Source organism: Lentzea sp. NPDC054927, from assembly GCF_053610285.1.
In genome coordinates, this window is the sequence record NZ_JBSGXZ010000013.1 from 121,284 (window position 1) to 135,082 (window position 13,799).

At 68.6% G+C, this 13,799-nt stretch carries 10 protein-coding genes and 1 pseudogene; 4 read left to right on the forward strand and 7 right to left on the reverse strand.

What is annotated here, in order from left to right; genetic code table 11:
* Positions 1-18: 18 nt before the first annotated feature.
* The 7 genes and pseudogenes from ACWGE0_RS20295 to ACWGE0_RS20325 all read right to left on the reverse strand — a co-directional run bounded on the left by ACWGE0_RS20295 (position 19) and on the right by ACWGE0_RS20325 (position 7,896).
* Complete coding sequence (locus ACWGE0_RS20295) at positions 19-1,053, reverse strand: family 2 encapsulin nanocompartment cargo protein polyprenyl transferase (protein ID WP_452262438.1); 1,035 nt, start codon at positions 1,051-1,053, stop codon at positions 19-21.
* Between the two features lie 15 nt (positions 1,054-1,068).
* Positions 1,069-2,427 (reverse strand): family 2B encapsulin nanocompartment shell protein, encoded by a 1,359-nt coding sequence (locus ACWGE0_RS20300; RefSeq protein WP_452262439.1) that lies wholly within the window; start codon positions 2,425-2,427, stop codon positions 1,069-1,071.
* A gap of 78 nt (positions 2,428-2,505) precedes the next feature.
* A complete protein-coding gene (locus ACWGE0_RS20305) occupies positions 2,506-3,507 on the reverse strand; it encodes a terpene synthase family protein (protein WP_452262440.1) in 1,002 nt (333 codons plus the stop codon).
* Between the two features lie 22 nt (positions 3,508-3,529).
* Positions 3,530-4,600, reverse strand: a pseudogene (locus ACWGE0_RS20310) (terpene synthase family protein); the annotation flags it as partial.
* A 3-nt stretch (positions 4,601-4,603) separates the two neighbouring features.
* Positions 4,604-6,010 carry a family 2B encapsulin nanocompartment shell protein gene (locus ACWGE0_RS20315; protein ID WP_452262441.1) on the reverse strand — a complete coding sequence of 469 codons (1,407 nt, stop codon included), beginning with the start codon at positions 6,008-6,010 and terminating at the stop codon, positions 4,604-4,606.
* Between the two features lie 405 nt (positions 6,011-6,415).
* Positions 6,416-6,883 (reverse strand): heme-degrading domain-containing protein, encoded by a 468-nt coding sequence (locus tag ACWGE0_RS20320; protein ID WP_319963670.1) that lies wholly within the window; start codon positions 6,881-6,883, stop codon positions 6,416-6,418.
* Positions 6,880-7,896, reverse strand: a complete 1,017-nt coding sequence (locus tag ACWGE0_RS20325) for a Gfo/Idh/MocA family protein (protein WP_452262442.1) — start codon at positions 7,894-7,896, stop codon at positions 6,880-6,882. Before ACWGE0_RS20325 ends, ACWGE0_RS20320 begins: the two co-directional genes overlap by 4 nt.
* Positions 7,897-7,924: 28 nt before the next feature.
* Between ACWGE0_RS20325 and ACWGE0_RS20330 the strand changes: the two genes are divergently transcribed.
* The 4 genes from ACWGE0_RS20330 to ACWGE0_RS20345 all read left to right on the forward strand — a co-directional run bounded on the left by ACWGE0_RS20330 (position 7,925) and on the right by ACWGE0_RS20345 (position 13,582).
* Positions 7,925-8,899 carry an ROK family transcriptional regulator gene (locus tag ACWGE0_RS20330; RefSeq protein WP_452262443.1) on the forward strand — a complete coding sequence of 325 codons (975 nt, stop codon included), beginning with the start codon at positions 7,925-7,927 and terminating at the stop codon, positions 8,897-8,899.
* A 10-nt stretch (positions 8,900-8,909) separates the two neighbouring features.
* A complete protein-coding gene (locus ACWGE0_RS20335) occupies positions 8,910-9,710 on the forward strand; it encodes a helix-turn-helix domain-containing protein (RefSeq protein ID WP_452262444.1) in 801 nt (266 codons plus the stop codon).
* Positions 9,707-10,105 (forward strand): VOC family protein, encoded by a 399-nt coding sequence (locus tag ACWGE0_RS20340; protein ID WP_452262445.1) that lies wholly within the window; start codon positions 9,707-9,709, stop codon positions 10,103-10,105. The genes ACWGE0_RS20335 and ACWGE0_RS20340 overlap by 4 nt, the downstream gene beginning before the upstream one ends.
* Positions 10,106-10,168: 63 nt before the next feature.
* Positions 10,169-13,582, forward strand: a complete 3,414-nt coding sequence (locus ACWGE0_RS20345) for a S8 family serine peptidase (protein ID WP_452262446.1) — start codon at positions 10,169-10,171, stop codon at positions 13,580-13,582.
* The last annotated feature ends 217 nt before the right edge of the window (positions 13,583-13,799 follow it).

Below are 13,799 nucleotides of genomic sequence, written 5' to 3' on the forward strand. Positions count from 1 at the left end.
CTTCCGAAGGATCTTGATTCAGTGGTCTCGGTGGGTGACCAGTTGAGCGAGCGTGCCGAGCTCCACGGCCGCACGCGCGGTCGGGGACGCCTCGCCGAGATGGAGCAGCGCCTGCGTGTGCAGCTCGTCGGCCTGCGTCTGGCTCCACGCGCGTCCGCCGGCCGCGTCGACCAGGTAAGCCGCCCGCGCAAGCGTTTCCGCGTTCATCTCCTGCGAACCGAAGTAGAACGACGCCAGCTCCGCGGAGGCGGGAACGCCGTTGGTCAGTGCGTACACGACCGGCAGCGACTTCTTGTGGTTCGCCAGATCCGAGTGCGCCGCCTTGCCGGTCACCGCCGGGTCGCCCCAGATGCCGAGCAGGTCGTCCACGTGCTGGAACGCCAGTCCCAGCTCGGCGCCGTAGCCGCGCATGGCCTCGATCTGCGCGTCGGTCCCGTCGCCGTACAGCGCGCCCAGAGCCGTTGAGGCGCCGAGCAAAGCGCCTGTCTTGCCGCGCGCCATCCGCTCCACCTCGGACACGACGACATCGGACCGCGTCTCGAAGTCGAGGTCGTAGGCCTGTCCGTCGAGCAACGCCACCACGGCGTCGCCCAGCGTCCTGATCGCCTCCAGCGCACGTGGATGTCCTGATGCCGCGAGGACGTCCACGGCCAGCGCCTGCAGCGCGTCACCGGCCAGGATCGCCGCGTTGACGCCGAACACCGTCCACGCCGTGGCCCGGTGGCGCCGGGTCGTGTCGCGGTCCATCACGTCGTCGTGCAGCAGCGAGAAGTTGTGGATCAGCTCCACCGCGACCGCCGCCGGGACAGCGGCGGAGGCGGTGCCGCCGACGGCCTCGGCCGCCAGCAGCACCAGCGCGGGCCGGATCGCCTTGCCGCCGTTCTCCAGCACCGGGTTGCCGTACTCGTCGCGCCACCCGTGGTGGTACTCCGCGATCGTGCGCATCGACGGCGGCAGCTGTTCGACGGCCTTGCGCAGAGCCGGAAGCACGAGGCTCCGGCTCCACGCGAGCACCTCACCGGCCGGCCTGCCGGCTGCCAGTGGTTCGGTCATTTCGGCGGTCATGGCTTAGAGACCGATCTCCACGTTCTCCAGCACACCCAGCGCGTCCGGCACCAGCACGGCGGCCGAGTAGTACGTCGACACCAGGTACTTGAGCATCGCGTGCTCGTCGATGCCCATGAACCGCACGTTGAGGCCGGGCTCGTACTCGTCCGGGATGCCGGTCTGGCGCAGGCCGATGACGCCCTGCTTCTCCTCGCCCAGGCGCATCGCGAGGATCGACGTGGTGCCGTTCTTGTTGACCGGGATCTTGTCGCACGGCGCGATCGGGATGCCCCGCCACGACTGCATCGGCTTGCCCTCCAGCTCCACCGTCGGCGCGTAGAGCCCGCGCGACGACAGCTGCCTGCCCAGCGCGGCGATCGCCTTGGGGTGCGCCAGGATCAGCTTGGTGTTGCGGCGCCGCGAGATCAGCTCGTCCATGTCGTCCGGCGTCACCGGCCCGGACTGGGTGCTGACCCGCTGCTTGAGGTCGGCGTTGGCGAGCAGGCCGAACTCCTTGTTGTTGATGAGCTCGAACTCCTGCCGCTCGCGCAGGGCCTCGATCGTCAGCCGCAACTGGTGCTCGACCTGGTCCATCGGCTGGCTGTAGAGGTCCGCCACACGCGTGTGGACGCGCAGGATCGTCTGTGCCACCGAGAGTTCGTACTCGCGCGGCCGCAGTTCGTAGTCCACGAACGTGCCGGGCAGCGTCGGTTCGCCGTCGTGGCCCGACGCGATGTCGATCTCCGCCTCGCCGTGCTTGTTCGACGCGTTCGACGGGTTCGCCAACTGCAGGGCGATGTGCGCGCGCAACGGTTCGATCTGCCCGTTGAGCTGGTTGAACGTGGCCCGCGTCAGCACCACGGCGGTCGTCGGCGTCAACGCACGCGCGGTGAAGCTCCACTGCTTCTCGATGCCGGACAGCACCGGCTCGTCACCGAGGTACTCGCCGTCCGCGATCGTGCCCAGCGCCACGTCGTCGCCGTACTCGCCGAGGCCGGTCTTGGTGACCTTGCCGTGCGCGATGACGATGATCTCGTCGACGGACCCGCCCCGTTCCGCGATCACCTCACCCGGCTGGTACTCGCGCTGCTCGAAGCGGTTCGCGACCGCGGTCAGCGCCTCCTCGTCGTCGAACCCGCGCAGCAGCACGAACTCCGCCAGCTCCTGCGGCACGATCCGCACCTCGGAACCGACGCTGGTGAACGTCACCCGGCCGTCGCCGATCGCGTAGGTGAGCCGCCGGTTGACGCGGAACGCCCCACCCTTCGCCTCGACCCACGGCAGCATCTTCAGCAACCAGCGGGGGGAGATCCCCTGCATCTGCGGTGCGGACTTGGTGGTCGTCGCGAGGTTGCGAGCCGCTGCCCTCGACAGGGACATCGGCTGGTCCTCGACCCCAAGACCCGGATCGGTAACGGTCACTGCGAATCCTGCCAATCTGTTGGTGCGGTGCTGGATCTATGGAACTAGGACTGCGGCTGTGCCGAGTCCGGACGGTGCGTGGAACGACCGTCGGGTGGGGGAGGGGGAGAAGCTGAAACGGCTGGATCTCTGCGACCAGAGCAGTTCGCCGGCCAGCCACGACTTCAACGCCTCGACGTACCGGTGCAGCCCGGCGCGGGCCGCCTCGTCGAGGGCGTACTCGTCGGCGATCGACGGCAGTTCCGCGATGATCGAGCCGATCTGCCGCAACCGCGCGGCCACCAGGTCGGCGACGACCGAGACGGCCTGGTGCAGTTCGCACTCGAAGAACTGCTGCACCGCGAGCACCGCGCTGGTCGTGCTGGCACCCGTGGCGTAGAGCGGGCCGAACCCGAGGATCTCCTGGCGCAGCCCCGGAACGTCGCCGAACGAGTCGACCAGCGCCCGCATCGTGGAGTTGCGCAACAGCTCCGCGGGCAGTTCGGCGCCCACGGACTTCATCGCGAGCGCCGCCGACAGGTCACCGGCGTTGGTCTTGCGGCGCATCTCGACGAGGTCGATCGGGTCGGGCACCCGGCCCTGGGCGGTGTTGTGCAGCTCCCACAACAGTCCGTCCAGGAGATCCGTGACGCCGGCGCGATCGTCGTCGTCCAAAGTGGAACGGGAGACGAGGTCGGTCAGACCTTGCTCGGCCGGGTTCAGCGGCACTGCCGTGCCCGAGCCGAGGATGTCCTTGAGCCGCGCGATGAACGTCCTGCCGCCCGGCACGTTGCGTGGCCGCAGGAACCCCTCGCGGAACGTGTCGTGCAGGTAGAAACCCCACGTGTGCCAGTCGTTGATGTGCTTCAGGTCTTCCAGCGATGCCGTGGGATGCGTCAGCGGGCCGAAGCCGCCGTAGTCCGCCGCGTCGTAGAACGCCTCGGTCCACGGCGCGCCGTTGAGCATGCCCATGTCCCGCACCCACGTCTTGGTGTGCTGGCGGACGCGGTCGACGTGCGGCGAAAGCCTTGCCGCGAAAGGCATGTCGAACTCAACCACGAGCCACCCCCAGCCACGCGGCGGACGTGCCCAGGCCGGTCGGCCCGCGCAGGATCGTGCGGAAGAACGCGCTGTTGCCCGCACCCGCGTTCTCGGCCTTGGTGTAGCGACCGGCGTGCAGGTGCCACTCGTGCCCGCCGGACTGCCAGTCCTGCAGGCCCTTCACGTACTTGAGCACGCGGGCCTGCTCCAGCGGGTCGACGCCGTGCTCGGTGAACAACACCGGCAGCTCGGTGAACACGGTGTTCTCGAACTGGTGCAGCCGGGAGGTCAGCAGGCTGTTCACGGCCTCGACCGCGGTCTGCGTGTCGTGGCCGAAGAACTTCTCGAACACGAGCACCCCGTTGGAGTTCTCGCCCTCCCGCAGCACTTCCCGTTCGTACGAGAAGATGTCGTTGCGCAGGTGGATCGCGTCGGAGAACGTGTCGGACAGGACCCGCAGCGGCCGGGTGCCCGCGATGGACGCGGGCACCTCGGCTGCTTCGGAGACCTCCACCAGGTTCGCCGACCACGGCGCGCCACCGACCTTGCGGCGCATCTCGATGTACTCGATCGGGTTGGCGACCGTGCCGCTCTCGATGTTCTTGATCTCCCACATGCACTCGAGCAGCAGGTTGTGGGTGCTCGTGGTGAACCGGCGCCGCCAGTCCTGCGACATCAGCGGAATGGTCCGCTGCCACAGGTCGACGAGCCCGCGTTCGGTCGGGTTCTGCGGCTCCGGCGACGGGTCCGTGCCGTTGATGGGCATGAACGCCGGCAACCGGTCGAGATACGCCTTGGCCCGAGACACGCCCTTGCCCTGCTTGAGCTGTACATCTTCCTTGAAGAGGGCGAAGAACTCGTCGTCGAAGTAGAAGACCCAGACGTACCAGTCGGTGATGAGGTCGAGGATCTCCGCGGGCGCGTCCGGATGGGTCCACGCGCACATGAACCCGTAGTCGTCGCCCGCGAGGATCTCGTCGGTCCACACCCCGGTGTCGAGCATCCCCATGTCCCGCGCCCACTGCGTCGAGTGGACGCGGGCGCGTTCGAGGTGCGGGTTCATCCGTGCCGGGTGCGGCACGTAGAACTCCGGCATGGTGAAGGAGGCCAAGACCTATCCCTCGCGACCGAGCTCGACGTGCTCCAGCACGCCGATCGCGTCGGGCACCATGATGGCGGCCGAGTAGTAGGCGCTGACCAGGTAGTTGATGATCGCCTGGTCGTTGATCCCCATGAACCGCACCGAAAGGCCCGGCTGGTACTCGTCCGGGATGCCGGTCTGGTGCAGGCCGATGACGCCCTGGTTCTGCTCGCCGGTGCGGATCAGCATCACCGACGACGTGCGGGTGTCCGAGATCGGGATCTTGTTGCACGGCAGCACCGGGATGCCGCGCCAGGCCGGCACCTGCTGGCCGTTGAAGTCGATGTGCTGCGGGTAGATGCCGCGCTTGTTGAGCTCACGGCCGAACGCCGCGATGGTGCGCGGGTGGGCGAGGAAGTAGCCGGGGTCCTTCCACACGATCGACAGCAGCTCGTCGAAGTCGTCCGGGGTGGGCGGGCCGGTGCGGGTGTGGATGCGCTGCTTGAGGTCCGCGTTGTGCAGCAGGCCGAACGACCTGTTGTTGACGATCTCGTGCTCCTGGCGCTCGCGCAGGGCTTCGATCGTGAGCCGCAACTGCTGCTCGACCTGGTCCATCGGGTGGTTGTAGAGGTCCGCGACCCGGCTGTGGACCTGCAGCACGGTCTGCGCGACGCTCAGCTCGTACTCGCGCGGCGAGAGCTCGTAGTCGACGAACGTGCCGGGCAGCACGGGCTCGCCGTCGTGACCGGACGACATGCCGATCTCGGCCTCGCCGTACTCGTCCTGCGGCTTGTTGCGGCTGTTGAAGGCCTGCTGGATGTGTGCGCGCAGGCCGCCCGCTTCGCCGTTGAGGGCCTGGAAGTCCTGCCAGGACAACGTGAGCACGGTGACCGGCGTGACGGCCTTGGCGGAGTACTCCCACTCGCCCTGCGGGCCGGCCAGCACGGTCTCGCCGAAGTACTCGCCGTCGGCAAGGTTGCCGAGCACGGTGTCGCCGCCGTACTCACCGGTGCCGATCTTGTCGACCTTGCCGTGCGCGATCAGCACGACCTGGTCCTTCGGCCGGCCCTTCTCGACGATGACGTCGCCGACGCCGTACTCGTGCTGCGTGAAGCGGCCGGCGAGCGCGGCGAGGACGGCCTCGTCGTCGAAGCCGTGCAGCAGCGACAGTTCGGTGAGCTCCATCGGCACGACGCGGACCTCGGCGCCCGTGTTCGTGAACGAAACACGGCCATCGCCCAGCGTGTAGGTGAGACGGCGGTTGACGCGGTATGCACCACCTGCGGCCTGAACCCAGGGCAACACCTTGAGCAGCCAGCGGGAGGTGATTCCCTGCATCTGCGGGACGGACTTGGTCGTCGTGGCCAGATTACGTGCGGCGGCCGTGCCCAAACTCAGCTGCTGACGGCCCTCATTGAGGTCAGAATCCGTCACAGTCACAACCCACACCCACCTATCTCAATGCGCTAATGGACCAATCCGATAAGCCGGAATGGACGTTAGTTCGCGCGAATGAGGGCTGTGAAGGGGCCAAGAAGGCGACATTCGGGTGGGTGGTTTACGCCTACCGTTGCTACGGAGCGTACAACTACTGGCCCGCGCAACTACTCCGGTATCGGCAGGCGAGTGACGCGTCTCTATTCGTACATGTGTGGAATAGGACACTCGTTTGGCCCAGTAGGATCACCCTTTTGAGCGCATTGGTCACGCTTATTCGACTGCTATACAACACCACTCCGAGTGGGTTGAAATCCACTCGAAGTGGTGTGCGACAAAGCGTGATTGCACCTCTCGGTACGACTCGGTACTCATGTCCGAATTTTGTACCAAGGACTATTCGTGCTATTACGCGTCGCGGGAGTTCAGGAACGATTCCACCTGAGTCACGACGAACTCGTGGTCATCGGCCTGGGGCAGTCCGGAGACGCCGACGGTGCCCACCGGTCCGGTGCCGCGCAGGATGACCGGGAAGACGCCGCCGTGCGCCGCGTACAGATCAGGGTCGAGACGTGACTCCGCCTCGAACGTCGTCCCCTTTTCGCGGAACGTTTCGCCAACGTAGAACGAACTGTGGCCGAACAACTCGACCACGCGGGCCTTGCGCTCCAGCCACCTGTCGTTGTTCGGCGCGGTGCCGGGCAGCGCGGCGTGGAACAGCCGGTGCCCGTTGCGCTGCACCGAGATCGCGATCGGGAGGCCCTGCTCGCGGGCCGCGTCGAGCAGGTGCAGGCCGAGCTCGATCGCGACGTCGTTGCCGAAGCGGGTGAACTGCAGGCGCCGCTCCTGGGCGAGGAGTTCTTCGCTGGTGCTCACAGCTCCACCACCCGGTTCTCGCGCGCGGACGTGAACGCGGCCTCGATGACCTCGAGCGCGTGGACCGCGCCGGAGGGGTCCACGGGGATCCGCCCGGCCTGCAGTTCGGCGTAGAAGTTCTGGTACGCACCGGGTTCCACGAGGATCTCGGTGATCCGGTCGAGGATGCCGAGCCGGCCGGTGCGGGCCTCGCGGCCCCAGTGGGAGTCGGTCGGGCGGCGGCCCGCGGCGAGCGCGTCCTCCTGCTCGTCCAGGCCGTCGACCACGAAGGCGCCCTCGCTGCCGAGCACGCGGAACCGCGGCCCGTTGTGAGCCGCGTGCGCGCTGGCCCACAGGTGGGAGCGCACGCCGTTCTCATGCGTCAACGCCACGAACACGTCGTCGTCGACCTGGGCGCCGGGCCGGCGCAGGTCGAGTTCCGCGTACACGCTCCTGACCGGTCCGAACAGCTGCAGCGCCTGGTCGACGAGGTGGGCGCCGAGGTCGTACAGCAGGCCGCCGGCCTCCTCGGGTGAACCGAACTCGCGCCAGTTGTCCCAGATCTCCGGCACCCAGCGCTCGTATCGAGACTCGAACCGCCGAACTTCGCCCAATTGGCCGATGATCTTGCGGACGGTGAGGAAATCGCTGTCCCAGCGACGGTTCTGGAAGACCGTGAGCGGCACGCCCTTCGCCCGGGCAGAGGCCACGAGTTCCTTCGCCTCGGCGCTGCTGGGCGCGAACGGCTTGTCGACGACGACCGCGACACCCTTGTCGATCGCGCGCCCGGCGTACTCGACGTGCGTCTTGTTCGGGGTGCCGACGACGATGAGGTCGAGGTCCAGCTCGAACAGCTCGTCCGCGGTGACGATCTTGGCGTCGGGATAGGCGGCACGGGCCTGCGCCTGCCGCTCCGGGTTCGCCGTGACGATCGCGACGAGGTCCATGCCCTCGGTCGAGGAGATGAGCGGGGCGTGGAAGACCCGTCCCGCGATGCCGTAGCCCAGCAGTCCGACTCGTGTCATGCTTCTCATTAAAGCAACGCTGTTGCATAATCGCCATGTGGACCTCACCTCGCTGCGTTCGCACAACGATCGGACCGTGCTCCGGCTGGTCCGATCCGGGGCTCTGAGCAGGGCTTCCATCGCCGCGGAGGCCGGGCTGACCCCGCAGGCGGTCTCGAAGATCGTGGCGCGGCTCATGTCGGCGGGGCTGCTGGAGGAGACCGGCGCGGTCCGCGACGGAGGCCGGGGCAAGCCCAGGATGGCGCTCCAGCTGGTCGCCGGCGGGGCGTACGCGTACGGGGCGTACGTCGACCGCGACGAACTGCGGGTGGTGCGGCTCGACCTGACCGGTGAGGTGGTGTCGGCGTCGGTCGTGCCGCTCGCGCCGATGTTCACCCCGGACGACGTGCTGGACGCGCTGGCTCCGTTGATCACGCCGGACGAGAAGGTGCTCGGGCTCGGCATCGGGATCGCGGGCCCGCTGGACTTCCGCGACGGGGTGGTGTCGCCGAACGGCCTGCCGGGCTGGTCCTCGGTGCCGCTTCGCGCGCTGGCGGAGAAACGGCTCGGGCTCCCGGTCGTGGTCGACAAGGACACCAACGCGGCGGTGCTCGCCGAGGCCTGGCGAGGACCTCTGCGGGACGCGGCACTCGTGTTCGTCGGCACCGGTCTGGGCGTCGGGTTGCTGCTCGGGGGAGAGGTGCACCGCGGGGCACGGTCGGGCGCCGGCGAGTTCGGCCACACCACGATCCAGCTCGACGGGCCGCTGTGCGTGTGCGGGCGGCGGGGTTGCGTGGAAGCGGTGCACGCCGCCGCTGCCGGAGCGGAGGCCGCGCGGGTGCTCGCCGCCGCGGTGACGAACCTGGTGCAGCTGCTGGACCTCGACCAGATCGTCCTGAGTGGACGGAAGGTGCTGGAGTCGCCGGAGCTGTACCTGCGGGAGATGCGGGACATGGACGTGAGCGTCACGTCGTTCGGTGCCGATCTGGTGCCGGTGGGCGCAGGGCTGCTCGTGCTAGGAGAATTGTTTTAGCATCGACGGTGTGGACGTCGAGCACGTCGTCGGCCTGCCGCACCCGCGGCTGCGGCCGTTCGTCACGCGGTACTCCGGGTATCGGATGCGGACCGAGCCCGGGATTCACCGCGGCCTGCCGTCGCGCTCGCTCACGCTCGTCGTGACGATGGACGGCACGGTCGACCTCTCCGAAGGACGGTTCGCCACGTTGTGCGGCGGGCTGCACGACGAGGCCGTGATCATCACGCACGACGGGTTCCAGCACGGCGTCCAGTGCGACCTCACACCGTTGGGGATGCGGGCCTTCTTCGGCATGCCGGCCGCTGAGCTCGCCGCGACCACGGTCGGCTTGGACGTTCTCGACGCTCCTGCTGCTGAGCTGCGCGAACGGCTTCAGGACGCGACGACGTGGACCGATCGGTTCGCGCGGCTGGACTTGCTGCTCGGCGGCCTGGTCAGGCCGGTGCGGCAGCAGGTCGAGGTGGCGTGGGCCTGGCAGCGGCTCGCGTCCGGGGCGCCGGTCGGGGAGATCGCCGCCGAGGTCGGGTGGAGCCGGCAGCACCTCAGCGCGCGGTTCGCCGCGGAGTACGGGTTGACCCCCAAAGTGATGGGGCGCGTGATGCGGTTCGAGCGGGCGAACCGGATGCTGCGCGGCGAGCGGCGGCCCACGCTGACCGAGGTGGCCGCTGCCTGCGGTTACACCGACCAGGCGCACTTCAACCGGGACTGGCGGGCGCTGTGCGGGGCGACCCCGACCGAGTGGATCGCGGCCGAGCTTCCATTCGTACAAGGCAGCGAGCACGGTCAGGGCGCAGAGTTGCCGTCATGAGCACACCATCACCTACCTGTTGGCCCACTTTGTCCTATCAGGACGCTCCCGCCGCGATCCGGTTCCTGGTCGAGGCGTTCGGTTTCAAGGAACATCTCGTCGTACCCGGTGAGGCCGACGGCGAGGTCGTGCACTGCGAGATGGTCTGGCCCGAGGGCGGCGGCGTGATGCTGGGGTCCGTCGTCCGCTCGGTGGGCGAGGTCGAGGCGACCAGGGCCGGCGCCGGATCGATCTACGTGGTGACCGACCGGCCGGACGAGATCCACGCGCAGTGCATGACCCGCGGGGCCACGGAGATCCGCGGGCTGCGCGACGAGGACTACGGCTCGCGCGGGTTCACCGTGGCCGATCCCGAGGGCAACCGCTGGAGCTTCGGCACCTATCGCGGAGCGTGAAGCAACCTTCACAGGGCGTTTGGAGTCTTCTGGGTGGAGAGGTTCACACCTAGGGGAGGACACGTGCGCCTTGCACGATGTTTGGTGATCGCCGCGCTCGCCGCCGGGCTGCTCAGCCCGGCGGTGACGGCGCAGGCAGAACCGTTGAGAGCGCAGCAGACGTCGGCCATCACGCTGATCAGCGGTGACAAGGTCGTCGTCAACGAGCGTGGGGAACTCGTCCGGGTCGAGGGGCGGCCCGGCATGCAGTTCGCCCAGTACGTGCAGAACGACCACCAGTACGTGGTGCCGGCGGACGCGATCGACGCGGTGGGGCAGGATCGCGTCGACAAGCGCTTCTTCGACGTCACGTCGTTGCACGGCTACGGGTACACCGACGACAAGATCGACCGGATTCCGTTGCTGAGCAATGGTTTCCGTGCGGCGGGCGCGGTGCAGAAGAAGGACGCGGCCCAGCAGTGGACGGCGCGGCGCACGAATGCGTTGCGTGCCGAGAAGCTGTGGCTCGACGGCAAGTCGAAGATCTCGTTGAACGAGAGCGTGCCGATGGTGGGCGCGCCGGGCGCGTGGCAGGCCGGGTTCGACGGCACCGGGGTCACGGTCGCGGTGCTCGACACCGGGTACGACCAGAAGCATCCCGAACTCGCGGGCGTCGTCGCCGTGGCGAAGGACTTCACGCCGACGGGCATCCAGGACAACATCGGGCACGGCACGCACGTCGCGGCCACGGTCGCGGGGCGCGGCGGCCAGTACGTCGGTGTCGCGAAGGGCGCGAACCTCGCGGTCGGCCGCGTCTGCGAGGCCGAGTACTGCTTCGACAGCGCGGTGATCGCCGGCATGGAGTGGGCGGCGCGCGAGGTCAAGGCGAAGGTCGTCAACATGTCGCTGGGAGGCGACCAGTCCGACGGCAGGGACCCGATGTCCCTCAAGGTCAACGAGCTCACCGCCGAGACCGGTTCACTGTTCGTCGTGGCGGCGGGCAACGCGGGGGTGTACCGCAAGGTCGGGTCACCGGCGTCGGCGGACGCGGCGCTGGCCGTGGCCAACCTGACGAAGTCCGGTGGTGTCAACGAAGGATCGTCGCGCGGGCCGCGGCTGAGGGACTTCGCGGTCAAGCCGGACATCGCCGCGCCGGGCACGGACATCGTGGCCGCGCGGGCCGAGGGGACGTTGCCCGAGTACGCGGTGGACGACCTGCACGCACGGCTGACCGGCACGTCGATGGCGGCGCCGCACGTGGCGGGCGCGGCGGCGGTTCTCGCGCAGCGCAACCCCTCTTGGACGGCCGCCGAGCTGAAGGCGCACCTGATGTCGACGGTGAAGCCGGTCGCGGACTCGCCCGTGAACGTCGGAACCGGTCTGCTCGACGTCGAACGCGCGGTGAAGCAGCAGGTGCGGGCGTCGGCGGGCAGTCTGTCGTTCGGGCTGCTGGAATGGCCGCACACCGGGACGTCCACGAAGACGATCACCTACTCGAACGCGGGTACGTCGCCGGTTTCCCTTTCGTTGCAGCACAATCTCGGCGCGGACTTCACGGTGCCGGCGTCGGTGACCGTGCCGGCTCAGGGCAGCGCCGCGGTCGACGTGGTGCTGGACCCGCGCAAGGGCGACGGCACGTTCTTCGGGCACGTCAAGGCTTCCGGTGCGGGCGTCGAGCTGACCACGTCGGTCGGCGCGTACGTGCAGGAGGAACGGCACGCGCTGACGTTGTCGATGATCGGCCGCGACGGCAAGCCGGTCCCGTCCGAGTTCGTCGTCGTGGTGAACATGACGACGAAGGAAGCGTCGGTGATCTCCATCGTGGACGGCACCGGCTCCGCGCGGCTGCCGGTCGCGGACTACGCGGTGATCGGCCGGATCGACGAGCTGACGCCGAACTACGCCTGGTTCACCCCGGTCTCCGCGACCGAGGTGGCCGGCCGCGTCTCGCTGCGGGCGGACCTGTCCGTGACGCTGGACGCCAGGCAGGGCAAGCAGATCAGCGTCGAGCTGCCCGAACGCGACTCGGTCGTCTGGTACCGCGAGGCCCGGCTGCGCGTGCCGTTCGCACCCGGCAAGATCAGCGGTGTCGCGAGCGTCATCGACGGCAGGGTTCCGCTGTACGGCCTGTCCTTCGGCGCACCGCTGCCGGAGCTGACCTACGACTCCGGGCTCAAGGGCGGACAGCCCCTGATCTCCGTCGTCGGCGGGTTCCCCGTGCGGTACTACGAGAGCAGCAAGTACCTGCCGCCCGGCGAGCACGAGCTCGACGTGGCCGAGCGCGGCACCGATGTGCGCGGCAAGCTCGCACTCGTGCGCCCGGCGGGCGAGGACGTCTACGAGGTGGCCCGGGCGATGAAGGACGCCGGCGCGGTCGCCGTGCTGTGGGCAGGGCCGACGCCGTTCGGTTTCGAGGAGCAGACCGCGATCCCGCTGATCGCCGTGGCGGAACACCACGTGGCCACGACGCCGGCGAAACTAAAGTTGCGCGCCATCGCGGGTTCGCCGGTCTCGTACACGTTGTTCCTGCAGGACAAGGGCGCGTTGCCGGCCGGGACCAAGAAGATCCGGCACGCGGAGCTCGCCGAGGTCAAGGCGCGGTACCACACGTCCGGTGGCGACGGCTCGATCAACCAGCGGAACAACCCGCTCGTCAACGGTCAGATCGGCATGGTGCTCGACGAACGGCTCGCGGCGCCCGTGCAGCGCACCGAGTACTTCAGCGCCGGCAACGGAATCAGCTGGTACCAGGAGGGCTTCGACGGCCGCGCCGACGGTGCCGGCGACGACCCGATGACGACCTCGTGGGCGGACCTCGAGCCGGTGACCTTCAAGCCTGGCAAGAAGTACGAGAAGACCAACCTGCGGGCGGTCACCTCACCCCGGCTCAGTGGGTCGTCGGTCGTGACGTGGGCGGACGGCGGCGGTGTCGAGCGGGCGGGTGACCTGATCAACACCCGGATCTCGCCGTTCGGCGGCTCGGGCTGGGTGGAGAACTGGCGGCAGACCGGCGGCGGCTGGCTGGAGTTGCAGCACAACGGCGTCACGCAGGGCTATGCCGAGGTCCGGCGGGGTTCCTTCTACGCTCCCGCCCGCGACGGCCGGTACAAGTTCGTGCTGGACGCGTCGCGCGACACGTCGGCGTTGTCCACCAACGTGAAGACGACGTGGGAGTTCTCGGCCGCCACCGACGGCAAGCTGCCGTTGCTGGAGGTCGACTACTCGGTGCCGGTCGACCTGCGCAACAGCACGAAGGCGGGTGCTCCGATGCCGATCAAGTTCTCCGCGGCACGTCAGGCCGGAGCGGGCAAGGCGACCTTGCGCGATCTGAAGGCCTACGCGTCGTTCGACGACGGGGTCACGTGGGTGCCGGTGAAGTCCGTCGTCCCGCCTGGCGGTCAGGCGGGCGGGTTCGTATCGCTGCGCGTCGTGGCCAGTGACACCGAGGGCAACACGGTCGATCAAACGGTCCTGCGGGCGTACCGCCTGCGGGCCTGACCGATGAAGAGGCCTTCACCGGCGAAGTTCACCGCTTCGCGGCCGTTCGACAGCTGCGCGCCTACGCGTCGTTCGAGGACGGACCCGAGTGGGTGCCGGTGAAGGCTCTCGTTCCCCCTGGTGGGATGGCTGGAGGCGCCGTGTCGCTACGCGTTGTGGCCACGGACGCCGACGGCCGCCCTGTAGGCCAAACGGTCCTGCTGGCTTACCGCCTCAG